This window comes from Pseudomonas sp. NMS19W (assembly GCF_051554255.1).
In the GTDB taxonomy this organism is placed as follows: Bacteria; Pseudomonadota; Gammaproteobacteria; order Pseudomonadales; family Pseudomonadaceae; genus Aquipseudomonas; species Aquipseudomonas kribbensis.
The window spans coordinates 3,148,614-3,173,616 of record NZ_CP136718.1 but is presented as its reverse complement, the minus strand read 5'-3'; the positions used below and the strand labels follow the sequence as shown (position 1 = coordinate 3,173,616).

The 25,003-nt window shown below is 62.8% G+C and carries 22 protein-coding genes and 2 pseudogenes; 15 read left to right on the top strand and 9 right to left on the bottom strand.

Features of this window, described 5'->3' with window-relative positions; translation table 11 throughout:
- Positions 1-408 precede the first annotated feature (408 nt).
- The 6 genes from R1A29_RS14365 to R1A29_RS14340 are packed head-to-tail and all read left to right on the top strand — an operon-like array spanning position 409 to position 5,611.
- On the top strand, positions 409-1,581 hold the full coding sequence (locus tag R1A29_RS14365; RefSeq protein WP_438301963.1) for an acyl-CoA dehydrogenase family protein: 1,173 nt from the start codon (positions 409-411) through the stop codon (positions 1,579-1,581).
- Positions 1,578-2,771, top strand: a complete 1,194-nt coding sequence (locus R1A29_RS14360) for an acyl-CoA dehydrogenase family protein (RefSeq protein ID WP_438301962.1) — start codon at positions 1,578-1,580, stop codon at positions 2,769-2,771. Before R1A29_RS14365 ends, R1A29_RS14360 begins: the two co-directional genes overlap by 4 nt.
- 14 nt (positions 2,772-2,785) lie before the next feature.
- Positions 2,786-3,568: an SDR family oxidoreductase gene (locus R1A29_RS14355; protein WP_438301961.1), complete on the top strand. Its 783-nt coding sequence runs from the start codon at positions 2,786-2,788 to the stop codon at positions 3,566-3,568.
- A 1-nt stretch (position 3,569) separates the two neighbouring features.
- On the top strand, positions 3,570-4,058 hold the full coding sequence (locus R1A29_RS14350) for a MaoC family dehydratase (RefSeq protein WP_438301960.1): 489 nt from the start codon (positions 3,570-3,572) through the stop codon (positions 4,056-4,058).
- Positions 4,055-5,257, top strand: a complete 1,203-nt coding sequence (locus R1A29_RS14345; protein WP_438301959.1) for an acetyl-CoA C-acyltransferase — start codon at positions 4,055-4,057, stop codon at positions 5,255-5,257. The genes R1A29_RS14350 and R1A29_RS14345 overlap by 4 nt, the downstream gene beginning before the upstream one ends.
- Entirely contained in the window at positions 5,258-5,611 is a 354-nt protein-coding gene (locus R1A29_RS14340) for a nuclear transport factor 2 family protein (protein WP_438301958.1), read from the top strand.
- Positions 5,612-5,682: 71 nt separating this feature from the next.
- On the opposite strand, the gene R1A29_RS14335 is transcribed toward R1A29_RS14340, so the two are convergent.
- Together R1A29_RS14335 and R1A29_RS14330 are read right to left on the bottom strand one after the other, a co-directional pair.
- The gene (locus R1A29_RS14335) at positions 5,683-6,138 is read right to left on the bottom strand and encodes an SRPBCC family protein (RefSeq protein ID WP_438301957.1); all 456 of its coding nucleotides are present in this window, start codon (positions 6,136-6,138) and stop codon (positions 5,683-5,685) included.
- Between the two features lie 23 nt (positions 6,139-6,161).
- Positions 6,162-6,934: pseudogene (locus R1A29_RS14330) on the bottom strand (SDR family oxidoreductase).
- Positions 6,935-7,096: 162 nt separating this feature from the next.
- On the opposite strand from R1A29_RS14330, the gene R1A29_RS14325 reads away from it, so the two are divergent.
- From R1A29_RS14325 to dmpG, 4 genes are read left to right on the top strand one after another with little or no spacing between them, the layout of a single operon-like run.
- Entirely contained in the window at positions 7,097-7,939 is an 843-nt protein-coding gene (locus R1A29_RS14325; protein ID WP_438301956.1) for an alpha/beta fold hydrolase, read from the top strand.
- A complete protein-coding gene (locus R1A29_RS14320) occupies positions 7,936-8,727 on the top strand; it encodes a fumarylacetoacetate hydrolase family protein (RefSeq protein WP_438301955.1) in 792 nt (263 codons plus the stop codon). Before R1A29_RS14325 ends, R1A29_RS14320 begins: the two co-directional genes overlap by 4 nt.
- An 18-nt stretch (positions 8,728-8,745) precedes the next feature.
- Positions 8,746-9,654 carry an acetaldehyde dehydrogenase (acetylating) gene (locus R1A29_RS14315; RefSeq protein ID WP_085709925.1) on the top strand — a complete coding sequence of 303 codons (909 nt, stop codon included), beginning with the start codon at positions 8,746-8,748 and terminating at the stop codon, positions 9,652-9,654.
- Positions 9,655-9,667: 13 nt separating this feature from the next.
- On the top strand, positions 9,668-10,702 hold the full coding sequence (gene dmpG / locus R1A29_RS14310; protein WP_248739751.1) for a 4-hydroxy-2-oxovalerate aldolase: 1,035 nt from the start codon (positions 9,668-9,670) through the stop codon (positions 10,700-10,702).
- A 79-nt stretch (positions 10,703-10,781) separates the two neighbouring features.
- Here dmpG and R1A29_RS14305 read toward each other — a convergent pair whose 3' ends face one another.
- From R1A29_RS14305 to R1A29_RS14295, 3 genes are all read right to left on the bottom strand, one after another.
- Complete coding sequence (locus R1A29_RS14305; RefSeq protein ID WP_167748764.1) at positions 10,782-10,949, bottom strand: hypothetical protein; 168 nt, start codon at positions 10,947-10,949, stop codon at positions 10,782-10,784.
- 129 nt (positions 10,950-11,078) lie between these two features.
- Entirely contained in the window at positions 11,079-12,209 is a 1,131-nt protein-coding gene (locus R1A29_RS14300; RefSeq protein ID WP_114883150.1) for a helix-turn-helix transcriptional regulator, read from the bottom strand.
- A 132-nt stretch (positions 12,210-12,341) separates the two neighbouring features.
- Complete coding sequence (locus tag R1A29_RS14295) at positions 12,342-13,385, bottom strand: Rieske 2Fe-2S domain-containing protein (RefSeq protein WP_438301954.1); 1,044 nt, start codon at positions 13,383-13,385, stop codon at positions 12,342-12,344.
- Between the two features lie 143 nt (positions 13,386-13,528).
- On the opposite strand from R1A29_RS14295, the gene R1A29_RS14290 reads away from it, so the two are divergent.
- From R1A29_RS14290 to R1A29_RS14280, 3 genes are read left to right on the top strand one after another with little or no spacing between them, the layout of a single operon-like run.
- Positions 13,529-14,368, top strand: a complete 840-nt coding sequence (locus R1A29_RS14290; protein ID WP_438301953.1) for an SDR family NAD(P)-dependent oxidoreductase — start codon at positions 13,529-13,531, stop codon at positions 14,366-14,368.
- The gene (locus R1A29_RS14285) at positions 14,355-15,281 is read left to right on the top strand and encodes an alpha/beta hydrolase (protein ID WP_438301952.1); all 927 of its coding nucleotides are present in this window, start codon (positions 14,355-14,357) and stop codon (positions 15,279-15,281) included. The genes R1A29_RS14290 and R1A29_RS14285 overlap by 14 nt, the downstream gene beginning before the upstream one ends.
- Positions 15,278-16,390, top strand: a complete 1,113-nt coding sequence (locus R1A29_RS14280; RefSeq protein ID WP_438301951.1) for a 3,4-dihydroxy-2-butanone-4-phosphate synthase — start codon at positions 15,278-15,280, stop codon at positions 16,388-16,390. Before R1A29_RS14285 ends, R1A29_RS14280 begins: the two co-directional genes overlap by 4 nt.
- A 46-nt stretch (positions 16,391-16,436) precedes the next feature.
- Here the strand turns inward: R1A29_RS14280 and surE are convergent, their stop codons facing one another.
- The 3 genes from surE to R1A29_RS14265 form a co-directional block, all read right to left on the bottom strand.
- Positions 16,437-17,387 (bottom strand): 5'/3'-nucleotidase SurE, encoded by a 951-nt coding sequence (gene surE, locus R1A29_RS14275; protein WP_438301950.1) that lies wholly within the window; start codon positions 17,385-17,387, stop codon positions 16,437-16,439.
- 75 nt (positions 17,388-17,462) lie between these two features.
- On the bottom strand, positions 17,463-18,842 hold the full coding sequence (locus R1A29_RS14270) for a DUF1329 domain-containing protein (RefSeq protein ID WP_085709917.1): 1,380 nt from the start codon (positions 18,840-18,842) through the stop codon (positions 17,463-17,465).
- 23 nt (positions 18,843-18,865) lie between these two features.
- Positions 18,866-20,443 (bottom strand): DUF1302 domain-containing protein, encoded by a 1,578-nt coding sequence (locus R1A29_RS14265; RefSeq protein ID WP_085709916.1) that lies wholly within the window; start codon positions 20,441-20,443, stop codon positions 18,866-18,868.
- A 273-nt stretch (positions 20,444-20,716) separates the two neighbouring features.
- Between R1A29_RS14265 and R1A29_RS14260 the strand changes: the two are divergent.
- Together R1A29_RS14260 and R1A29_RS14255 are read left to right on the top strand one after the other, a co-directional pair.
- Positions 20,717-22,461: pseudogene (locus tag R1A29_RS14260) on the top strand (FAD-dependent oxidoreductase).
- Positions 22,458-23,327 (top strand): SDR family NAD(P)-dependent oxidoreductase, encoded by an 870-nt coding sequence (locus R1A29_RS14255; protein WP_438301949.1) that lies wholly within the window; start codon positions 22,458-22,460, stop codon positions 23,325-23,327. The pseudogene R1A29_RS14260 and the gene R1A29_RS14255 overlap by 4 nt, the downstream one beginning before the upstream one ends.
- 39 nt (positions 23,328-23,366) lie before the next feature.
- Here R1A29_RS14255 and R1A29_RS14250 read toward each other — a convergent pair whose 3' ends face one another.
- Entirely contained in the window at positions 23,367-24,938 is a 1,572-nt protein-coding gene (locus tag R1A29_RS14250) for a FadD3 family acyl-CoA ligase (protein WP_438301948.1), read from the bottom strand.
- Positions 24,939-25,003 lie beyond the last annotated feature (65 nt).

The following is a 25,003-nucleotide window of genomic DNA, read 5'->3' as shown; positions in this document are numbered from 1 at the left end:
TCGGGACTTGCCTGTAGGTATTTTTAGCTTATTCAACAAGATGAGCGCTTTTGTTGAAGTGTTTTCAATGCTGTTTAAATCGCCAGATGAGAAATAATTTCAACTGAGTTTGTTAGCAAGCTACTTAGATGATGGCCAAGTGGCATTATTTTTTGTTATTTGAGTTATTGCGGCTGGCTATAAGTGCTTTTGATAGTTGAGTGATTTACTCGGTTAGTTGGTCCTTGAACTTGCAAGTTAACCTCGAAAGAAAGATCCGGATGAAAGCCGATTCGTTCAAAACTTTCGACAACCTCCATTCGGACTAGGCAAGCCTGACGATTCTGCCGTGCACCACCCGGACCAGACTCGCTGCTCAAAGGGGCACCACTTCACGGGTGCTCCGCCAGACGAACAGAAGGCGCCGCGATGGAGTTTGCATTCAGCGACGAACAGGAAATGATCCGCGAATCCGCCGAAGGTTTTCTGGCGGATGTCTCGGATTCAGCCGCCGTGCGCGCGGCTATGGTCAGTGAACGGGGTTTCGACGAAGCGTTGTGGCAGCGCCTGTGCAGCGAAATGTACTGGCCGGCGATTCATATTCCCGAAGCCTACGGCGGGCTGGGGCTCGGATTTGTCGAACTGGGAATCCTGCTGGAACAGATGGGCCGGCGCTTGCTGTGTTCTCCCTTTTTCGCCACAGCCTGCATGGCCACACCGGCGCTGTTGCTGGCCGCTGACGATCAACAAAAGCAGCGCTGGCTGCCGTTGATTGCCGACGGCAGCGTGACCGCAGCGTTGGCATTCAGCAGCGCCAATGGCCGGGCTGCCGAAGACGTGCAGGCCACGGCGGTGAAGGAGGGCGACGGTTTTGTGCTCAACGGCACCCTCAATCATGTGCTCGACGGGCATGGCGCTGACCTGCTGATCATCGCCGCCCGGCTTCCGGGAACCGTTGGCGAGGCAGGCATCAGTCTGTTCGCCGTGGATGCCGATCACCCCGGAATCGAGCGGCAGATGCTGCCGACGATGGACCAGACCCGTCGCCAGGCCCGCATCCGGCTCAATGGCGCGTACCTCGACGGGCAATGCCTGCTCGGCGAATTCGGCGCAGGCTGGCCGCACCTGGAGCGCGTGCTGCAACTGGCCTGCATCGCCCTGGCCTGCGAACAGACCGGCGGCGCGCAACAGGTGCTGGATCTGAGCGTCGCTTACATGCAGGAACGCCAGCAGTTCGGCCGGCCGATCGCCAGTTTTCAGGCCCTCAAACACCGCGCCGCCGACATGATGCTGCAAGTGGAATGCGCCCGTTCGGCCAGTTATTACGCGGCCTGCGTCGCCCAGGAAGTGCTCGACCCCGAAGGCGATCCGCAGGTGGCCGCCGAGTTGCCGACAGCGGCTGCGCTGGCCAAGGCCCAGTGTTCGGAAACGTTCTTTCACTGTGCCTCGGAAGCCATTCAGTTGCACGGCGGGGTCGGCTTCACCTGGGAATACGACGTGCACCTGTATTTCAAACGCGCCCGCGCCAGCGAGAGTTTTCTCGGACTGCCGGCCTGGCATCTGGAGCGTATCGCCGAGGCGATTCTGGGGGAGCAGCCATGAAGATCAGTTTCAGCGAACACGATGAACGCTTCCGTCAGGAAGTGGCCGACTGGTTGCGCATCAACCTCAGCGGTGAGTTCGAAGCCCTGCGTTTTCGCGGCGGCCCGGGCGACGAGCACATGTTCCCCGAGGAACGCAAAGCCTGGGAGCGCAAACTCGCCGAGGGTGGCTGGACCTGCGTGGGCTGGGCCCCGGAACACGGTGGCCGTGGCCTGTCGATCAGTCAGCAAGTGATCTTCCACGAGGAATACGCCCGCGCCGGCGGTCCCGGACGCATGGGCCATATCGGCGAAGGCCTGGCCGGCCCGACCATCGCGGCCTTCGGCAACGTCGAACAGCAGCAGCGATTCCTGCCGGGCATCGTCAACGGCACGGCATTCTGGTGCCAAGGCTATTCGGAACCGGGCGCCGGCTCGGACTTGGCCAACGTCAAGACCCGGGCAGTGCTGGACGAGGACAGCGGCACTTGGGTTATCAACGGGCAGAAGGTCTGGACCTCGCTGGCCCATGAATCGGACTGGTGTTTTGTGCTGGCCCGCACCGAGCCCGGCAGTGCCGGCCATCGCGGTCTGTCATTCCTGCTGGTGCCGATGGCGCAAGCCGAAATCACCGTGCGACCGATCGAGCAACTGACCGGCACCTCGGAATTCAACGAAGTGTTCTTCGACGACGCCCGTACCGATGCTGCCAACATCGTCGGCCAGCCGGGCGAGGGCTGGAAGATCGCCATGGCGCTGCTCGGTTTCGAGCGCGGGGTGTCGACCCTCGGCCAGCAGATGCAATTCCAGAATGAACTGAACGAGATCATCGGCATCGCCCGGGCCAATGGTGCCGCGCGCGATCCGGCCTTGCGCCAGCGTCTGGCTCAGGCCTGGAGCGGTCTGCGGATCATGCGTTACAACTCGCTGCGCATGCTGTCGGGTGCGCAGGACGGTTCGCTGCGCAAGGAAGCGACCATCTACAAGCTGTTCTGGTCAACCTGGCACGCCAGCCTCGGCAAGCTGGCGATGGACGTCCTCGGCGCCGACGCCGAACTGCTTGAAGCCGCGCCGTATCAACTCACGCGCCTGCAATCGCTTTACCTGTTCAGCCGCGCCGACACCCTCTACGGCGGCAGCAACGAGATCCAGCGCAACATCATCGCCGAGCGCGCTTTGGGCATGCCCAAAGAGCCGCGCCTTCCTGTGTGATCAAGGAGTTTTCCATGTCTGTTCCTCACTATGTCGCCGGTCACGGCCTGTTGCGTGGCAAGTCGGTGCTGATCACGGCAGCAGCCGGTGCCGGTATCGGTTTTTCCGCTGCGCTGCGAGCCGCCGAGGAAGGCTGTCGTGCCTTGATGATCAGCGACATTCATGAAGGCCGGTTGGCCGAAGCGGTGCTGAAAATCCGCGAAGCCACCGGTCTGCAGCAGGTTTTCGGGCAAGTCTGCAACGTCGCCGACGAAGCCCAGGTGCAACAGCTGATTGCCAGCGCCGAGCGTGATCTTGGGGGCGTCGATGTGCTGATCAACAACGCCGGCCTCGGTGGCTCGGCGTTGCTGGTGGACATGACCGATGAGCAATGGAGCCGTGTTCTCGATGTGACGCTGACCGGCACCATGCGCATGACCCGCGCCATGCTGCCGAAGATGATGGAGCGCCGCGCCGGGGTCATCGTCAATAACGCCTCGGTCCTTGGCTGGCGGGCGCAGAAAGAGCAGGCGCATTACGCGGCGGCCAAGGCCGGGGTCATGGCGTTGACTCGCTGCGCAGCGGTCGAGGCCGCCGACTACGGAATCCGCATCAACGCGGTGAGCCCGAGCATTGCGCTGCACGATTTCCTGCGCAAATCCGCGCCGCAGGCCGTGCTCGAGCAACTGGCGGCCAACGAAGCCTTCGGCCGTGCCGCCGAGGTCTGGGAAGTGGCCAATGTGATGATGTTCCTCGCCAGCGACTACAGCTCCTACATGACCGGCGAAGTGTTGTCGGTTTCCAGCCAGAGGGCGTGACATGCCGCGTATTTTTGACACGCCTTTCGCTCTGCGCGACGCGGTGGGTGAAGAGCTGGGCGTCAGCGACTGGCTGTTGCTGGCGCAAGACCGCATCAATCTGTTTGCCGAAGCCACCGGCGATCATCAGTGGATTCACGTCGATCCGCTCAAGGCCGCCAGCGGTCCCTTCGGCGGCTGCATCGCCCACGGCTATCTGAGCCTGTCGCTGGTCAACCTGTTTCTGCCGCAGATCGTCGAGGTTCGCGGCATCGCCATGGGCGTCAACTATGGCTGCGAGCGCGTGCGTTTTCCCACGGTGGTGCCGGTGGGTGCCCGTGTGCGAGGGCGTGCGCAGTTGATGGCCGTCGACGAGGTCAAGGGCGGCGTGCAGGCGACCATCCGTGTCAGCGTCGAGATCGACGGCGAAGAACGCCCCGGCTGCGTGGTCGACACCATCAGCCGCTACTACCCGCAAGATTCAGCAGCACCTTCGAGGAATCCCGCATGAAAGAAGCCGTCATTGTTTCGACCGCCCGCACCCCGATCGGCAAAGCCTTTCGCGGTGCGTTCAACGACACCGAAGCGCCGCTGCTCGGTGGCCACGTGGTGCGCGAAGCCGTACACCGGGCCGGCATCGAGCCCGGCGAAGTGGACGATGTGATCATCGGCGCGGCGGCGCAGCAGGGTACGCAGTCCTATAACCTCGGTCGCCAGTGCGCGATTGCCGCAGGCTTGCCGTTTTCCGTGTCGGGCATGGCTGTCGAACGCCAGTGTTCGTCGGGATTGATGAGCATCGCCATGGCTGCCAAAAGCATCATGTGCGACGAAATCGACATCGCGGTGGCGGGTGGCCTGGAGTCGATTTCGCTGGTGCAGAACAAGCACAAGAACCTCTATCGCAACCAGTCGGGTGCAGTGCTCGAACGCGATCCGCACGCTTACATTCCGATGATCGAAACCGCCGAGATCGTCGCCGCCCGCTACGGCATCAGCCGCGAAGAACAGGACGAATACAGCTACCACAGCCAGGTACGAACAGCCCTGGCCCAGAGTGCCGGGCTGTTCGACCGGGAACTGGCGCCGATGACCAGCCGCAAGGCGATTTTCGACAAGGCCACCGGCGAAACCCGTTTCGAAACCCTCAGCCTGCAACGCGATGAGTGCAACCGCGTCGACACCACCCGCGAGAATCTCGCTGCACTTGAGCCGGTCTGGGCCGGCGGCGAATGGACCGAAAAGGGCCGTTTCATCACTGCCGGCAACGCCTCGCAGTTGTCCGACGGCGCGTCGGCCTCGGTGTTGATGAGCGCCAAACTGGCCGAGAAGCGCGGGCTGGAACCCTTGGGGATTTATCGCGGGATGGCCGTCGCGGGCTGCAACTCCGACGAAATGGGCATCGGCCCGATCTACGCGATTCCGAAGCTGCTCAAGCGTCAGGGCCTGACCATGGACCACATCGGCCTGTGGGAGCTGAACGAGGCGTTTGCCTGTCAGGTGCTGTATTGCCGCGACACGCTGGGCATTCCTCAGGAACGGTTGAACGTCAACGGCGGGGCGATTGCGCTGGGGCATCCGTTCGGCATGTCCGGTGCGCGGATGGTCGGCCACGCCTTGATCGAAGGCCAGCGCCGTGGCTTGCGCTACGTCGTGGTGAGCATGTGCATCGGCGGCGGCATGGGCGCTGCGGCCCTGTTCGAGGTGGTCTGAATGATCAGCGCTCAGCAGATTCAAACCACCATGGCCCGTTATGTGGAGTTGGTGGATGCCGGTGACATTGACGGGATTCTTGCACTGTACAGCGAGGGTGCCACGGTCGAAGACCCGGTCGGTCAACCACCGATTCAGGGCCTCGCGGACATCGAGCGTTTCTACCGCCAGGGGCTGGGTGCGAGCCAGGTGTCGGCCACGCTGACCGGCCCGGTTCGCGCGACGTTGAACGGGTGTGGGGCGATGCCGTTTCGGGTCGACATGCAGTGGGCGGGGCAGCCATGCTCGCTGCATGTGATCGATGTGATGGAATTCGATGACGCCGGCAAGATCCGCTCGATGAAAGCCTATTGAGCGAAGCCAACATCGGGCCGCAGCCCTGATTTCAGTTGCAGGCTGCGCCATATCGCAGCCTGCAACCCGATTCATTGCGCGAGGCCGTTCTCGTAATAGACCTTGAGATTCTCGGCAATCTGCCGCACAACCTTGTTAAAGGCCTTGCCCAGCAGTTTTTCCATCAGCCTGCCGCCGCGCAGGCTGTAGTGCATTTGGGTGGTCATGCGGCTGAACTCACCCTCACGCTGCAAGGCATAACTGAAACTGGCTTCGCGAAACGGGAAGGGCGCACCGGCGCTGGCCTTGTGCAGCACCAGGACAAAACCGACCCCGTCCTGCCATTGCACCACGCTTTCATCCAGCCACTGGCCGCCCTTGCGAAACACCCGGCGACTGGCGCCAAGCCCTTCGACCGGCCCGGGATGCAACTGGCAACCGGTAAGTCCCGGCACATAGTGAGGCGCCAGGCGCAGATCCCGCAGTTTGGCCCAGGCGGCGGGCAGAGTAAGTTCGAGCAGAACGCTGTGGCAGGCAGTTGCCGGCATGCTGGATTTCCTTTTTGTTGAGCTCAATGAGATTGGGCAGCGTCGAGAAACGCCGGGCGTTCGCCACCACCATGCACGGTGATGTCCGCGCCACTGACATAACGCGCCAGGGGGAGGCGAGGTACAGGCAGGTGTCACCGATGTCTTCCGGCGCCGCCAGGCGTTGCAGCGGAATGGTTGCAGCCACACGGGCAATACCGGCCTGATCGCCGTAATGCAAGGCAGCCTGTTCAGTAAGGATCAACCCGGCCGTGATCGCGTTGACCCGCACTTTCGGCGCCCATTCCACGGCCAGCGAGCGGGTCAGGTTCAGCAATCCAGCCTTGGCCGCGCCATAAGCCGCTGTGCCCGGTGAAGGCCGAACCGCGCTGACGCTGCAGATATTGATGATCGCACCGCCGTCGGCCTGCGCCTGCATCACCCGATTGGCCTGCTGACAGAGATTCAGCGGGGCCAGCAGGTTCAGGCGAATGATCGCTTCGCTGAAACGCGGCGAAGCGCTGGCGGCATCGGCATTCGGTGAACCGCCGGCATTGTTGACCAGCACGTCGAGCCGGCCAAAACGCTCGACGATGGTGTCGATCAGCCGCGCGGACTGCTCGACATCGCGCAGATCGCACGGCAGGAAAACCGCTTTGCGTCCCGCACTCGCCGGCAATGACTCCGGCGCCTCGCGACCGCAGATCACCACCTCGGCACCGCCGTCGAGAAACCGCTGAGAGATGCCCCGGCCAGCGCCTTTGCCGCCCCCGGTGACCAGCACCACTTTGCCGCGAAAATCCAGCGCATCCAGCATGCAAAAGCCTCGTTCTGTCAAAGATCAATGCCCTCGATGCTAGGGGCGCGGGGCCCGGTGGCCAACGTCCGAAAAGACTAGGACGGCTAGTCCTGTCGGACGATGTTGAGGGACAGGCCAGCGGAAATAATCCGGCCACAACAATAGCCGGGAGCACACCTTATGAGCGCAATGGCGCAAGGGCACTTCGTTACGCTGCCGCAGGGGTTGCGGCTGCATTATCTGGATATCGGCGGGGAGGGCACCGGCAGCGCCGAAACGGTGGTGTTCATCCACGGCAGCGGGCCCGGTGCCAGCGGCCACAGCAACTTCAAACAGAACTACCCGCTGTTCGTCACCGCCGGTTATCGCGTGATCGTGCCGGACCTGCCGGGTTATGGCGCGTCCGACAAACCGGACACCCTCTACACCCTGGACTTTTTCGTCAGCGCCCTGAGCGGGCTGCTCGATGCCCTGGATATCCAGCGCTGCATTCTGGTGGGCAACTCCCTGGGCGGCGCCATCGCCATCAAACTGGCCCTGGACCAGCCGCAGCGGGTCAGCCGACTGGTGCTGATGGCACCGGGCGGGTTGATGGATAAGGAACAGTATTACCTGCAAATGGAAGGCATCCAGAAAATGGGCGCCGCGTTTGCCCGAGGTGAACTGCACGATGCCGACGGCATGCGCCGTTTACTGACCCTGCAATTGTTCGACGAGTCGTTGATCAGCGCCGAGACCGTCAACGAACGGGTCGACGTGGTGCGCGAGCAACCGGTCTGTGTGCTGTCGACCATGCAAGTGCCGAACATGACCGAGCGCCTGAAGGAGTTGCAGTGCCCGATCCTCGGCTTCTGGGGCATGGACGACAAGTTCTGCCCGGTGTCGGGTGCGCAAACGATGATGCAGCTCTGCCAGAACATTCGTTTTGTGCTGCTCAGCGAATGCGGGCATTGGGTGATGGTCGAGTACCGCGAGCTGTTCAATCGCGAGTGTCTGTTCTTCTTTCAGGAAGGCCAGCGATGAGCGCGCAATTGCGTCGCCAGTTCGGCGAAGAGTTGTATCAGGCGTTGCTTGCGGGCAACACCGTGGCCCCGCTGACCGAGCGCTGGCCGTCGATCAGCATCGAAGACGCCTACCATGTTTCCCTGTATTGCATCGAACGCCGGGTCGCGGCCGGTGACCAAATCGTCGGCAAGAAGATCGGCGTGACGTCGGCAGCGGTCCAGCGAATGCTTAACGTGCATCAGCCGGATTTTGGTTTCATCACCCGGCAGATGTCGTTCGGCAATGACGCGAACATTTCTCTGTCGGCGAACCGGCTGATCCAGCCCCGTGCCGAGGGCGAAATTGCTTTCCGGCTCAAGCACGACCTGATCGGCCCCGGCGTGACCGAGGCCGATGTGCTGGCGGCGACCGAGTACGTGACGCCGTGCTTCGAGATTGTCGACTCGCGGATCCACGACTGGCGCATCCGCATCCAGGACACCGTCGCCGACAACGCCTCCTGCGGTGTATTTGTGCTGGGCGATGTCCAGGCCGATCCGCGAGCGCTGGACCTGCCGAATCTGCACATGCGCGTATTCAAGAACGACGAACCACTGAGCGAAGGACTGGGCTCGGCGGTGCAGGGCAACCCTTTGACGGCGGTCGCCTGGCTGGCCAACACCCTGGGCGCCTTCGGCATTCCGTTCAAGGCCGGAGAGCTGATTCTCTCGGGTTCTCTGGTTCCGCTTGAGCCTGCCCGTGCGGGCGACCGTTTTTCTCTGACCATCGATGGCCTGGGCGCTGCCCGGGTGTCTTTCTGCGCCTGACCCGTGGGGTTTAACCGGATGAACAAGAAACTCAGAGCGGCCATTATCGGCCCGGGAAACATTGGCACTGACCTGCTGATGAAAATGTGTCGATCGGAATGGATCGAGCCGGTGTGGATGGTCGGTGTCGACCCCGAGTCCGAGGGCCTCAAGCGTGCCCGCGAACTGGGGGTGAAAACCACCGCCGAAGGTGTCGACGGATTGCTGCCCCATGTGCTCGACGATGACATTCGCATCGCTTTCGATGCGACCTCGGCCTACGTCCACGAGCAGAACAGCCGCAAGCTCAACGAGCTGGGGGTGATCATGATCGACCTCACGCCGGCGGCCATCGGCCCGTTCTGCGTGCCGCCGGTCAACCTCAAGGAGCACGCAGCGTCGTTGGCGATGAACGTCAACATGGTCACCTGCGGCGGCCAGGCGACGATCCCAATGGTGGCAGCGGTGTCGCGGGTGCAATCGGTCAGTTACGGCGAGATTGTCGCCACGGTTTCGTCCGGCTCGGTCGGCCCAGGCACCCGGCAGAACATCGACGAGTTCACTCGCACCACAGCCGGCGCAGTCGAGAAGATCGGCGGCGCCCGGCGCGGCAAGGCGATCATCGTCATCAACCCGGCCGAGCCGCCGCTGATGATGCGCGACACCATCCATTGCCTGACGGACGACGAGCCGGATCAGCAGCGGATTCGCGCCTCTGTGCTGCAGATGGTCGAGGAAGTGCAGCGCTATGTACCGGGTTACAAGCTGATCAACGGCCCGGTGTTCGATGGCCGCAAGGTCTCGATTTTCATCGAGGTGGAAGGCCTCGGGGATTTCCTGCCCAAATCCGCCGGCAACCTCGACATCATGACCGCCGCCGGCCTGCGCACCGCCGAAATGTTCGCCGAAGAAGCCCACAAGGGCGCCCTGCAACTGCCCGCCCGTTAAGTGGAGAATGACCATGAATCTGCAAGGTAAACGCGTTCGTCTGCACGACATGAGCCTGCGCGACGGCATGCACGCCAAACAGCACCAGATCAGCCTGGACCAGATGATCGCCGTGGCCACCGGCCTCGATGCGGCCGGCGTGCCGCTGATCGAAATCACCCATGGCGACGGCCTCGGCGGTGCGTCGCTGAACTACGGCATGCCGGCCCACAGCGACGAGGAATACTTCTCGGCGGTGATTCCACGACTGCGTCAGGCGAAAGTCTCGGCGCTGCTGTTGCCCGGCATCGGCACCCTCGATCATCTGCGCATGGCCCATGAGCACGGCGTGTCGACCATCCGCGTCGCCACCCACTGCACCGAGGCCGACGTCTCCGGCCAGCACATCGGCATGTCGGCAAAAATGGGCCTCGATACGGTCGGTTTCCTGATGATGGCCCACATGGTCAGCGCGGAAAAACTGCTGGAACAGGCGCGGCTGATGGAGAGTTACGGCGCCAACTGCATTTACTGCACCGACTCGGCGGGCTACATGCTCCCGGACGAGGTCAGCGAGAAAATCGGCGTACTGCGCGCCGGTTTGAACGCCGGCACCGAAGTGGGCTTTCACGGCCACCACAACCTGGGTATGTCGATTGCCAACTCCCTGGCCGCGATCGAAGCGGGGGCTGCGCGTATCGACGGCTCGGCGGCGGGGCTGGGCGCAGGTGCGGGCAACACGCCGCTGGAAGTGTTCGTTGCGGTGCTGGAGCGGATGGGCGTGGAAAGCGGCGTCAACCTGTACGGGATCATGGACGTCGCCGAAGACCTGATCGTGCCGATGATGGATCAACCGATCCGCCTCGACCGCGATGCCCTGACGCTGGGATACGCCGGGGTCTACAGCTCGTTCCTGCTGTTCGCCAAACGTGCGGAGAAAAAGTACCTGGTGGCCGCCCGCGAATTGCTGGTGGAGCTGGGGCGGCGGGGCACCGTGGGCGGTCAGGAAGACATGATCGAAGACCTGGCGCTGACCCTGTCCCGGGCGCGGGGCTTCCTGCCGAGCTGATCCTCGACAGACAACAAAAAGCACCGGCGCTGCTTGCAGGCCGGTGCTTTTCTATTTGAACAGATCTATGGGCGCAGATTTATGGCAGCAGATTGCGCACCAGCGGCGGGTAGCAGTTCACCGCCGTGCCCGAACAACCCAGAAGCGCGGCGCTTGGTCGATAGGCTTCGTTTCTGAACAACTGACACAGGCTGACGGAACTGCCGACGCAGACGATCAGCAGCAGGGCGCAGGTGGAATTTCGCATGGCGGGCCTCATACGGATTTTTATTGTTGTAGAGGCAAGGTAAGACGGCGGGAGATCTTCGGCTTCGTCTGAATGGACTAGTTGTTTGCAAAAGCCATCGCCCGGGCGGGCGATGGCGCGGGAGGCATGTCAGCCGAGGGTCGCCACGCTGCGCAGGATCAGGCGCACCAGCATGGTCTGGCGGGTCACGCCGGTCTTGGAGAAGGTCGAACGCAGGTGGGCGCGCGCGGTGTTGCGGCTGATGCCCAGTTCTTCCGAGGCTTCATCGAGGGTCAGCCCGTTGGCCAACAACATGGCGAGCTGGGTTTCGGCGGGAGTGAAGTCGAACAGGGCGCGGACGATCTCCTGGGGTGCGGTGGACTGCTGCTCCGGGTCGCTGATGAAGATCACCACCGTCGGGCACTGTTTGCCTTCGCTCCACTCCGACAGCGGCACCGAACGCACGATGATGCCCAGATCGGCGCGCCCGGACGGCCGCTGCACGCGCAACGCTTCGACCATCGACGGGTTGCTGCTTTTCTGCGAGAGCAGCGACTGCTTCACCAAACGGCGAAACTCTTGGGTGTCGCGGTCAGTACCGACCTGCAGGCCGTCGTTGACCAGTTTGATGCCGTCCTTTTCCTGGATCAGCCGGTCGGCGACCTGGTTGGTCTGCAGCACTTTGCCGGCCTCGTCGAGGATGATCGTGCCGACCGCCATCTGATTCACCGCACCGGCGTAGAGGTTGCGTTCGACCTCGATGCGGTTGAGCTGCATGTGAACCTTGATCGAGCGCTCGAGGTGCGGAATGAAATGCGCGAGCAGGGTTTTCTCTTCATCGCCAAACGGCTTGTCATCGCGGCCACGGCTGATGCGGATCCGGCACTGGGCGCCGTCGCAGGTGTTGATGTCGGCGCCGAGGATATGGAACACGTCCACCGCTTCGAGGAAGTTCTTGTAAAACTCGGATTTCTGCCAGTCATCGCTGGAGACGAATTCGGCAAGGGTCACCACCTGGCGGTTGGGCAGGCCGACGAAGGGGTCGAGGGTGAAGAAGTGCGTGTTGTACGAAGCGACCGCTTCGGTGGAGGTGCCGGTGGTGTTGACCATCAGTCCGTCCACATGGGTGCTGGGCGGCCGCAGGATGAAGGTCACGTATTTGCTTTCAAGATGAACGTTGAGCTGGTTGAGAAAGGTCGCCCAGGGAATGGTTTCCAGCGGCCCCTGATACAGGTTGCCGATGAGATCGCTGAACGTGTCGAGGCTGAGGCTCTGCTGCATGGGGAACCCGTTCTTATTATTAGTGGTTTGCGGTGCCCGAGAATAAGCGCCTGTATCGACCACTTGCAACGCCCCGGCACCAGGCCTGACCGGCGGCGGCCGGTCAGGCGCAGGATCGCGAAAACCCGCTGATCAGGCGGGTTCGCGGGCCCGCACGATGAACTCTTTGTGCTCCTTCACCTCCGCTGAAAGCAGCGCAACGTCGGTGTAGAACTGCTCGTACCAGCGGCGCAATTGATAGACCGGGCCATCGCCATCGCAGAGCAGCGGGTTGTCGACGCGGGTCTTGCTGTGCCAGATCGACACGTCTTCGTAAAAGGCAGCCTGGGCCTGTTGCACATAGGCCTTGGCCATCGCCTGATTCTGTTCTTCGCTGAGCCCCGGGATTTTTTTCACCAGCACGCCGTAGCGCAGGGTGAAACTGTCGAGGTCGATCGGCACATGGCAGTTGAGCAGGATCGAATGGATCGGCTGGCCGTTCATGGCACCGGTCATTTCGGTGATCTGGTAGGCCGGCCCGTAATAGGTGGCCACGGTGCTCAGCACGCTGTCGCCGGACAGCCGCTCGCTGCGGGCACTCATGATCTGGGTGGCGAGGTGGCCTTCGAACACATTGCTGAAGGCCTCGACCGGGGCGCCGTGCACCGTGCCGAAGTGCGCCATGTCGGCGACGTTGTCGATCAGTTCGCGGCAGTTGGTGTCGATCTGCAATTCGGCGACTTCCCACTCGGCCCATTCGTTGCTGAAGCAGGCATCGATGCGCGGGATGCGTTGCTCGGGCAGCGGCGGGTTGCCTTCAGGGTCATTCCACACGAACAGCAGATGGTTTTCTTCCATCAGCGGCCAGCTCTTGAGTTTGGCCCGAGGCGGAATGCGCTTGGCGTAAGGAATGTCATCGCACACGCCATCGGCGCCCCAGCGCCAGGCATGGAAAGGGCAGCGAATCGAATTACCTTCGACGCAACCGGTGCTGAGGTCGGCGCCCATGTGCGGGCAATAACCGTCGAGGATATGCAACTCGCCGTCCTCGCCCTGAAACGCCACCAGACGGGTGCCGAACACGTCCAGGCGGTGGGCCTTGCCGTCGCGGTAGCGGGCGGCCAGGCCAAGGCAGTGCCAGCCGCGTGCGTAGCGGTCTTCCAGCAGTTTGGCTTCGATACGGTGCAGGGTACTCATCTTGTTATTCTCCCAGGTTCACGGGTTTGAGCTTGCTGGAGATTCTGCCGCCCCTGTGAAAGCAGGCATCGTCTGAATGGACGATGGCCGGCCGAGCGGCGCCCGCTCTACTGACGTCATCGGACGTTTGTCAGGAGCAGGCAATGAATCAGCAATCAGGGCCGGTCGCGGTCATTACCGGTGCCGCCAGTGGCATCGGTCGGGGGCTGGCCGAACATGCGGCCAGGTTGGGGATGCGTTTGGTGTTGGCCGATCTCGATGGGTTGCGGCTGGAAAAGCTTTGTGCAGAACTGCGAAGCGGCGGAGCGCAGGTGGTCGCCTGCGTCACCAACATCGGCGATCTGGAACAGGTGGAGCATTTGCGCGATGTCGCCCTCGACCGGTTTGGCGGGGTCGATCTGCTGTTCAACAATGCTGGCGTGATGCAGACCGGCTACAGCTGGGAAATCACCGCGCAGCAGTGGCAACGGATGCTCGACGTCAACCTCTGCGGGGTCATCAATGGCATTCGCTGTTTTGTGCCGTTGTTCCTGCGTCAGGGCCGTGCGGCCCATGTGATCAACACCGCGTCACTGGCCGGTCTGCTCAGTAGCCCGTTGATGGCGCCTTACAACGTGACCAAGCAGGCGGTGGTCGCACTGTCGGAAACCCTGCATTACGAACTGAGCATGCTCGGTGCTCCCGTGTCGGTTTCGGTGGTGTGCCCGGGGCCGGTGGCCAGTGAAATCATGGCCTCCAATCAAGTGGTCGACGGCGCCGGTTTGTCGTTCAGCCAGTTGCTCGACAGCAGCATTCGCCAGGGCATGACGCCTGCCGAACTCGCAGAACAGGTGTTCGCCGCCATCGCCGAAAAACGCTTCTGGGTCTTTCCCCACAAAGGTTTCAAGGTGGCGCTGCAGCAACGGGTGCACAGCATCCTCGAAGAGTCCAACCCACAATTCAACATGTCCGATGTAGAGGAAGATGCCCATGCCGCTCGATAAACAGATCGCGCTGATTCTTCAGCAATTCAGCGACCTGCCGGCACCCGATTACAGCCAGCTCGATGCGGCGCACTACCGGCAGTTCTGCGACAACATGCAGCCGGCGATTCCCGGCGTGCCAATGGCCGAGGTACGCAACTTGCGGGTCGAGGGGGCGATTGGCGAACTGGACGCGCGTCTGTATCGGCCGTCGGAAGAAAGCAATCTGCCGTTGCTGGTGTATTTCCATGGCGGCGGTTTTGTCGTCGGCAACCTCGATACCCACGACAACCTGTGCCGCTCGCTGGCCCACCTGACCGACGCCGTGGTGGTGTCGGTGGCTTATCGACTGGCGCCGGAGCATCCGTTCCCGGCGGCGCCGCTGGATTGTTACCGGGCGACCGGCTGGCTGGTGGAGCACGCGGCGCAACTGGGCGTCGATGGCAGTCGGCTCGCGGTGGCGGGGGACAGCGCCGGGGGCAATCTGGCACTGGCAGTCAGTCAGTTGGCGGTGCAACGGCAGGGGCCGAAGATCCGCTATCAATGCCTGTTCTATCCGGTCACCGACGCCGGTTGCGACAGCCATTCCTATCGGGAGTTTGCCGATGGTTTCTTCCTCACCGGCGCCATGATGAACTGGTTCTGGCAGCAGTATTTGCAGGAAGACGGGCAGGGCGAGGACCCGCTGGCCTCGCCATTGCGCGCCGGGAGCGTGGCGCATTTGCCGCCGACGACCCTGATCACCGCCGAATTCGATCCGTTGCGTGATGAAGGCGAGGCATTTGCCGAGCGCCTGCGTGCAGCCGAAGTTCCGGTGCGGGTGCAGCGCTGTGAAGGGATGATTCACGGTTTCATCAGCATGGCGCCGTTTGTCGAAGGTGCCGCCCAGGTGTTGTCCGAAGCCGCTGCCGACCTGCGCGAGGCGCTGCAATGAGTCTGGCGTTCGACAGCGTGCCGCAGCTGCTCGAAGCCATCGCGGCGGGGCAGATGGTGGTCATCACCGATGACGAGAACAATGCCGAAGGCTCACTGCTGATGGCCGCCGAACGGGCGGACGCCGAAGCGGTGACGTTCATGGCGGTACAGGCGCGCGGCTTGATCTGCCTGGCACTGACCGAGCAACGTTGCTGCGAACTGGGACTGGACCTGATGGTGCCCCATTCGCGGGCGCAGCATGGCGTGGGGTTTACCCGGTCGATCGAGGCGGCTACCGGTGTGTCCACAGGGATCAGCGCCGCTGACCGGGCGCGCTCGATCCAGGTGGCCGTCGACCCGGCCAGCGGCCCGGCGGATCTGGTGCAACCGGGGCATATCTTTCCGGTGCAGGCCTTGCCCGGTGGCGTCATGCAGCGGGCCGGGCATGTCGAGGCCGCGTGTGACCTGACTCGCCTCGCGGGCCTGCAACCGGCGGCGACGCTGGTGGGGATTCTCGACGAGGACGGTGAACTGGCCCGTGGCGAGCAGTTGCACGAATTCGCCCGCCGCCATGGCTTGCGCATCGGCAGCATTGCCGAACTGATTCACTACCGCATCCTTCACGAAGGCACGATCGAACGCGGCGAGGCCTATCCTTTGCTGACCCGTCACGGTGAATTCCAGGTGACGGCGTATCAGGACACTTATCAAGGCGCGCTGCATCTGGCGCTGGTCAAGGGCCGGATCGACAGCACTCAACCGGTTCTGGTGCGGGTGCAAAGCATCGAAACCCTGCGCGATGCCCTGGGCTGCGAAAGCGAAAACGGACCGCAGCAATGGACCCTTGAACGTTCGCTGGCGAGTATCGCGGCGGCCGGCAACGGCGTGCTGGTGTTATTGGCGCAGAAGGAAACCGCTGACGGTGTGCTCGAGCAATTGCGCCAGCGCAGCGGCGGCAAATCCCGCCCGCCGCATTTTCCGCACCGTACGCTGGGTATCGGCGCGCAGATCCTGCGGGATCAGAACGTGCGCAAGATGCGTTTGATGAGTTCGCCGGTGCCTTACAAAGCGGTGTCGGGGTTTGATCTCGAAGTCACCGAGTTCGTGCCGTTCCAACCCGTTGTCTGAAACCGTTCAACCCCTGGGGGTGATCACCTGCAGGGGTTGTGTCGTTTCAAGGCTGGATGCTTTTGAGCATTTTCTTCGCCTGATCCTGCACCGCCGGCGGCGCGCTCATATTGCCGGCGATCACCGTAATCACTGCATGCCCTTGCCACAGCTGATACGCATCGGCCTGCTGCTGAATGGCCGTAGGTTTTGGCGGCGCAACCAGGTTGACGTGAACCGTACCGTCGGCGCCGCGCTGTGAGGTGAAGTTCACCCGGTCCCAATTGCCGATCGGCGCAAAACTCACGCCTTTGACTTGATTGGCAGGCAGCGCCGGGTAGTTGAGGTTCAGCCCGTTGACGCCCGGTAGCCCGAGCACATTCAGTTTGCAGCGGTGTTTGGCGCAGTTCCGATGGGCCTGCTCGATGACCTTCACCGCAAACTTCGCGGTGTCGTCCATGGCGCCCAGGGTCTTGCGGTAACCGGCCTGCTGGTCGCGCATGATCAGGTCCATGTCGATGGCCGTCGACACCGCCACCGCCGGAACGCCTTTGAACATGGCCCGGACAGCGGCGTTGAGGGTGCCGGACATCTGCGTCAGCGGGCCGACGTTCTCACCGAAGTTGATGCCTGACACCACCAGATCCGGCGGCGTGTCTTTGAGCAACACATCCAGCCCCACGTTGACCGCATCCACCGGCGTGCCGATGGCCGAAGTCTTGCCGCTCGGCGGGGTGTAGCCCTCGGGCGGACCGACGCAAAATCTGCCGGGCGCCAGTTCAGTCACCGCCAGGGCCTGGCCGGGCACCACGACGCTGGCAGCGCTGATGCCGCTGCTGTCGTTCAACGGGCCGACCAGCGTAACGGTGTGGCCGGCAGCGGTCAGTGCGCGATACATCGCGTCGATGCCTGGAGCGCGGCAGCCGTCGTCGTTGGTCAGCAAAATGTTCAGGGCATTGGCCTGCATCGACAAACCGAGGCCGGCCACGGCAAGGGCCGCAGTGAGTAATCTGTTCATGGGCAGTTTCCGTAAGGTGCAAATTGAGAAAAAAACAACGCCCCGACCGAATGAATCGGTCGGGGCGTGGCGGGTTCAGCGGGTGCCGAGTTTGCGCAGGTTGCCAGGGGTGAATTCGTCTTCGGAGAAGGCGGTGGCATTGAGCTTGGCGGGTTTCTGATCGACCAGCAGGCGGTCAACCAGATAGGAGCCGGCAATCAGGTCATGGTAGATGCCGAGGCGTGCGTGGTAGCGCTGAATGTCGTAGGCGTAGACCGAGGTCTGCATGTTGGTGCGCCACAACTGGCCACGGGCATCGTAGTTGTCGGCCATGGTCGCGGACCAGGTGTCTTCATCCAGATACAACACACGCTTGGCGTAGACGTGGCGGGCGCCTTCCTTGAGCGTGGCCTGCAGCACCCAGACCCGGTGTTTCTCGTAGCGCATGTACTGCGGATCGACGTGGCCGGTGGTCGACAGGATCTGATCCGCCGTCACGCTAGGGTCGTCGATCTTGTAGTTGTGGTACGGAATGTAGAGTTCTTTTTTGCCGACGATGGTCCAGTTGTAGCGGTCCGGCGCGCCGTTGAACAAACGGTCTTCGTCGTACACCCGGAAGCCGCCGGCACCGGTCGGCGAGTCATAGCCGACGGTAGGCGCACGGCGTACCCGACGTTGGCCGGGGCTGTACTGCCAGGCCTGACGCGGCGAGGCCGTGGGGTTGATGAACTCATGACCGACCACGATTTCGCCTTTCTTGCGCACCGGTTCCAGGGTGGTGATCAGGAAGTTGGTCAGGATGCCGTTGGCGGAGTCGAGGTTCTTGTCCGGGCTGGACCAGATCGAGAAGATCTTGTAGTTGACCTCTTCCAGCACTTTTTCCTTGTTGGCGTACACCACCGCCTGACCGTAGTTGGCCTCTTCGGTGTTGGCCCGGCCCTGCAGGGTGTGGTTGAACATCAACTCGCTGCCGTTCTTCGGAATCGGAAACGGCGAGGCCCCCCAGGCGTTCTTGGTGTCGTTGTTGTCGTTGTCGAGCTCGGCGGTCACCGCGTTTTTCTTGATCAGGTCTTCCAGACGCTGATCGGCGCGGAAGTCGCGATGGCTCGGGTACACCGGGATCTTGAAGGTGTCCGGGTAGCGCTTGAGCAAGGCTTTTTCGCCGTCGGACAGGTTCTCGGCGTACTTGTCCATGTTCTTCGAATCGATGATGAACAGCGGTTTCTCCGCCGCGTACGGGTCCGGGTACGGCGTGCCGGGGCCGGCAAATTTCAGACCCGGTGGCAGACCGCGCCACTTGCCGCTCCAGGCCGGGATGCTGCCGTCGGCGTTGCCGGCCTTTTCCGCGCCCATCGGGGTCAGGTCCTGGCCCAGTCGCGCAGCCTCTTCGGGGCTGACCTTGGCGTAGGCCAGGCCACTGCCGAGCAGGCCGACGGTCAGCGCCGTGCTCAATAACGTTTGGGTGAATCGAGACATGCTGTGCTCCTCCGACAGGGGAATCAGAACCGGTATTTGAAGTTGAGGGCGACGTTGTCGCGGTCGGCCAACGGGCTGTTGTTGGCGTTGCCCAGGTAGGCGTTGTAACGGGCTTCGACGGTGAAGTTGCCCAGATAGCGCCACGAGCTGCCGATACTGGCGCGGTCGTCGCCTTCGCCCTGGTTGATCGAGCCGACAATCGAGCTGTCGCCGTGGGCCGCAGTGCTGTAGGTGATCGGCACGGACATATCCCAGCCGCTGAACACGTCGTTGTAATCGAAGCTGACCTGCGCGGTGTAACCCCAGGCTTCGCGGTCGTAGACCAGACTGTCGGTGCCCGGCAACGTGAAGCCCGGCGCCAGTGTCACGGGCTGCGACTTGTCGTTGCTGATGACCGTGTTGTAGACGACCTCGCCGGTCAGCGTGGTGTTGTCGGCGAAGGAGGTCGGGCCGAGCACGTAGATCATCGACGACTGCGCTTGCATCGTTTTGCCGCGTACGGCGCTGGAGAAACCGTTGTTGACCATCACCGGCGCGCCGTCGCGGTAGCTGACTTCGCCGGCCCAGCTGACGTCGCCGATCACCGTGGAGAAACTGGCGCCGAACAGGTCGATGTTGTCGAAGTACACCGCACGGTAGCGACCCAGCTCGGACTGGAAGTCCAGCGACGGCGTCTTGTCGTGATAGCGCGAGTAGTAAATGCCGAACTCGGTGTTGTTCAGCGATTCGGCGGCGTAGGTGAAGGCCACACCGTACTGGCCCTGATTGCTCGGCTTGTCGTTGGCCAGACGCGTGACGAAACCGCTGGCGTCGTTGTAGCCGCCTTCGTCGATGTAGTCGGTGGTGGAGAAGTAGCTGCCGACCCCGAACAACTGGGTCTTTTCCCATTTGTATTGGTAGTAGGCCTGGATATCGAGGCTGTCGGTGAGGCTGAACTGGGTGAACAGTTGGCCGACCGGCAGGAGGATTTCCTTGACCTCGACACCGGGCGTGGTCGACTTGGTCGCGTCCACCGGGCTCTGCGCCGCCGAGATGCCGGGGTAGAACAGGCTTTCACCCCAGCTCACCACCTGATTACCCAGCCGCGCATTGAGGTTGTGCCCGCCCAGATCCCAGGTGCCGTAGGCGTAGTAATCGAGCATGCGCAGTTCATTGCGGTGCTGGTCGATGGTGTCCTGGGAAAAACGGTCCGGCCGGCTGCAATGGCCGCCGGCAAAGCAGTTCGAAGTGCCGGTGTTGTTGTCGTTGTCCTGATCGTAGACGTTGTCGTAGAACCCCGTGGCCCGTACGAACACGCCGTAGTCGTCCTGCCATTTGATGTTGGCTTCGGTGAGGAAACCGGCGCGGTTGTTGATCAGGCTGCCTTTGGCAAACGCATTGTCGCCGTCGTTGGCATCGGCGTTGGCCGTCAGTTTGTGATCACGACCCTCGGTCCGCCAGGCGAGGCTGTAGGTCAGTGTGGTGTCCCAGTCGACGCTCAGATCTTCGCTCGGCTGGAAGGTCATCGCGCTGGCCTGGCTGCCCAGTCCACCGGCCAGCAACAACACGGCCAGTTGTACGCGAGGGTGAAGCGATTGTGGGGCGATTATTGTTTTTATCATGTCGTCCTCATGCCCAGGTCAGACCTGCCCGACCTGCATTTCAGGGGGAGTGGTGCCGTGGGCGACTATGCGGTCACCGATCTGACGCAACATCGTCCAAGCGGACTAAGCGATTTGCACGGGGCGATTTGCACAGGGGCAGGACGAACATTCCTTAGTCCCATCGGACGATGACCACCCGGCACACGCACTCAACAATCCCGAGACCGACTGCGCCGGACGAAGATCCGGCCGGCGGTTTTTGCCTTGAAGGCGCTGAGCAAGGGTGATCGCATGAAAGCTGCCGAGATCAAATGGGATGAGTGCTGCGATGTGCTGGTGGTGGGTTCCGGAGCGGGCGGGATGACCGCCGCGCTGCGCGCTCACGACCTGGGACTGAACGTGTTGCTGATCGAAAAGAGCAACGAGTACGGCGGCACCTCGGCGGTGTCCGGCGGCGGGATCTGGATCCCCGGCAACCACCGGATCGCGGCCCTGGGCGGCAGTGACAGCGCCGCCGAAGCGATTGCCTATATCCGCGCGGTGACCCACGGCGAGATTGACGACGGGCGTATCGAAGCCTACGTCGAGCACGGCAAGCAAATGGTTGAATACCTCGAACAGAAGACCCGCGTGCGCTTCGAGGCCCAGGCCAGCTACGCCGATTACTACCCGGAAGTCGAAGGCGGCAAACCCGGTTATCGCTCCATGGACCCGCAACCGTTCGACGCCGCCGAGCTGGGTGAAGAATTCCTGCGTATGCGTGCGCCATCCCCCGGCACATTGATGATGGGCCGCATGGCGATGACCATGAAAGAGGCGCAGGTCCTGCTGTGCCGTGGCCCCGGCTGGTTGCGCCTGACGCTGAAGGTCATGTGGCGTTACTGGCGCGACCGCGAGGGCCGGCGTCTGTCGAAGCGTGACCGCTACCTGACCCTGGGCAACGCCTTGATCGGCGCCTTGCGCTGTTCGTTGCAGGATCGCGGCAAATCGCTGTGGCTGAACTGCGGGCTGGAAGAACTGCTGATCGTCGGCGACCGGGTCGGTGGTGCGCGGGTCAGCCGCGATGGGTTGCGGTTGAACGTCAAGGCGCGCTACGGCGTGATCATTGCCGCCGGAGGATTTGAGCGTAATCAGGCGATGCGCACGCAGTATCTGCCGCAACCGTCAAAGACTGACTGGAGCGCCACGCCGCCACACAACACCGGCGACGGCATTCGCGCAGGACAAGCCATTGGCGCCCGCACGGCGCTGATGGAGCACAGTTGGTGGGCGCCGACCACCCATGTTCGCGGCGAGGAGAAACAGCGGGCGATGTTCGTCGAGCGGACGTTGCCCGGTTGTGTAATGGTGAACTCGGCGGGCGAACGCTTCGTCAACGAGGCCGCGCCCTACACCGATATCGTCGAGGCGATGTACGCCAGCAACCGCGAAGGCGCCGCGAGCGTGCCGTGCTGGATGGTGTTCGACGCCGAGTTTCGCCGCAAATACCCCTGCGGCGCGTTGTTGCCGGGGTATGCCCAGCGCGACTGGCAACTGCCCGAACATCTGCGTGATTACTTTTTCAAGGCGCCGGATCTGCAGACCCTGGCGAACAAAATCGGCATCGATGCGGCCGGGCTGTTGCGCACCGTGCAGCGTTTCAACGGTATGGCGGTGCGCGGGTATGACGAGGATTTCCACAAGGGGAGTCGCTGTTCGACCGCTATTACGGCGATCCCCATGTAACGCCCAATCCGTGCCTGGCGCCGTTGTTCAAGGGGCCGTTCTACGCCGTACGCATCGATGCCGGCGACATCGGCACCAAGGGCGGCTTGCTCACCGACGTTAACGCCCGCGTCCTGCACGAGGACGGCCAGCCGATCAAAGGCCTGTACGCCATCGGCAACAGTGCCGCGTCGATGATGGGCCGCACCTATCCGGGGGCCGGTTCCACCATCGGTCCGGCGATGACCTTCGGTTACCTGGCGGCCAACCACATCAAGCGCCAGAGCCAGAAGAGCGGGGCAGCGATCAGTCAGTTCGGGAGCGTCAAATGAATCGGCAAGTGGCAGTGGTGACCGGCGCCAGTCGCGGCGTCGGTCAGGGTATCGCCCTGGCACTGGGTGCGGCGGGCATGCGGGTTTACGTCACAGGGCGTGCGCCGGAAGCTGCAGGTGCGCATCTGTATGGACAGGCCCTGAATAGCTCGCTGCACGACACGGCCGCCGCGATTACAGCGGCGGGCGGAGAGGGCGTCGCGGTGGTTTGCGACCACGCCGACGATACGCAGGTCGCGGCGCTGTTCGCCCAGGTCGAACGTGAGTGCGGGCGGCTGGATCTGCTGGTGAACAATGCCGCGTTCATCCACGACCAGTTGATCGAACCGGGGCCGTTCTGGGAGAAACCGCTGGATCTGGTGCGCATCCTCGACGTCGGCCTGCGCTCGGCGTACATCGCCAGCTACCACGCCGCGCCGCTGTTGTTGAACAGCCCGCAGGGGCTGATCTGCTTTACCTCGTCCTTTGGCGGCGGTTGCTACATGCACGGCCCGGCGTACGGTGCGCAGAAGGCCGGTTGCGACAAACTGGCAGCGGACATGGCCATCGATTTCGAGGGACGTGGCGTGGCGGCGTTATCGCTGTGGCTCGGGCCGCAACTGACCGAGCGCACACGGATTGCCGGCGAACAGCATGGCGAGCAGTACAAGGCTTTTCTGACGCACGCCGAAACCCCGCAATTCAACGGCCGGGTGATTCACGCCTTGCTCAATGATCCGCAGTTGATGGCGCTCTCGGGGCAGACGCTGATCACTGCCGAAATCGCTGCCGGATACGGCATCAGCGAAGACGGCGGTCGCCAGCCACCGTCCCATCGCGCCCTGCTGGGCGACCCGCGTCAGCAGCATCCGGCCCGGGTGATCTGAAGGTCATTCCCCCAGTGGGTGTCCACTGGGGGAGAGAAATCAGCTCAACGCCCACTCCCGCAACACATTCTTGGTCACTTTCCCCGCCGCGTTCAGCGGCATGCTCTCCAGCACCTGCACACGGCGCGGCACCTTGTAGTTGGCCATCTGCTCACGGCACCAAGCGAGGAACCGGGCCTGCTCGATCTCGACACCCGGCGCCGGCAGCAGAAAGGCCATGGCCACTTCGCCCAGACGCTCATCCGGAATGCCGATCACCGCTACCTGCGCCACGCCGGGATAACCCAGCAGGCAGTGTTCGATTTCCGCCGGATAGACGTTGAAACCGCCGGTGATGAACATGTCCTTGAGGCGGTCGGTGATGCGCAGATAACCCTGTTCGTCGAGCACGCCGATATCGCCGGTGTGCAGCCAGCCGTCGGCATCGAGCACTTCCTGACTGGCCTGCGGATCGTTGAAGTAGCCCTGCATCAGGTTGTAGCCGCGCACCTGGATTTCGCCGGGAACGTTCACCGGCTGGCTGCGACCGTTGGCGCCGATGCAGCGCACTTCCACTCCCGGCATGGCCCGGCCGCTGGTGGATGCGAGCAATTCTAGCGAGTCTCCTGGGCGGCAGATCGTAGCGAAACCGCAGGTTTCGGTCAGGCCATACGCGGTGACGATGGTTGCGAATCCGAGTTCATCGCGCATGCGGCGGATCATTTCCACCGGAATCGTAGCGGCTCCGGTGACTGCAATGCGCAGGGAAGTCAGGTCGAATGCATCGCGCCGCGGGTGGGCGAGCAACGACTGATAAAGGGTCGGCGGGCCGGGCAGCACGGTAATTCGCTCGCGCTGCACGCATTCGAGCACCGCCTGCACGTCGAAGATCTGTTGCGGCACGATGGTGCAGCCGCGCATCAGCGCCGCCAGCCAGCCGGCCTTGTACCCGAAGGAATGGAAGAACGGATTGACGATCAGATAGCGATCGCCTTCGCGCAGACCGACCACTTCACTCCAGTCGCGCACCACCTGCAGGGTTTGCCCGTGATTGCTCATCACGCCTTTGGGCTTGCCGGTGGTACCCGAGGTGAACAGCAGATCGGAGAGGTCCTGCGGGCCGAGCGCTTGTTCGCGTGTTTGCAGCGTTTCGGGTGAAACATCGCTGGCCAGAGCCAGGAACGCGTCCCAGCTCAGCGTTTTTGAGTCAACGCTGCGCAAAGTGACGATCTGGCGCAGCGCCGGCAGCTCTTCGGCGGCGAGCATGCGCGGGTAGTCGGCACCGAGGAACTCGCCAATGGCAAACAGCACGCAGGCCCCGCTCTGGCGCAGGATAAAACCGGCCTCACTGCCTTTCATGCGTGTATTGAGCGGCACCAGCGCAGCCCCGACGCTTTGCAGCGCAGCGGCGGCGACAATCCATTCCCAGATATTCGGTGCCCAGATCGCTACGCGGTCGCCGGGCTGGACGTTCAACGCCAGTAGCGACCGGGCAGCCTGGCTGCGCAGTTGATCAAGTTGCCGGTAGCTGATCGAGCGCCCGTCATCCTCGATGGCCGGGCGGTCGACATAGTTGCGGGCAGCGTTGGCGAACAGTTGGACGATGGTCAGTGCGTTTTCGACAGGCAGCATGGGGCCTCCTCGGCCAGAGGACAGGTGCGGAAGAAAAGGGGTGTGCCGGGCAGGCGCCCGGCAAG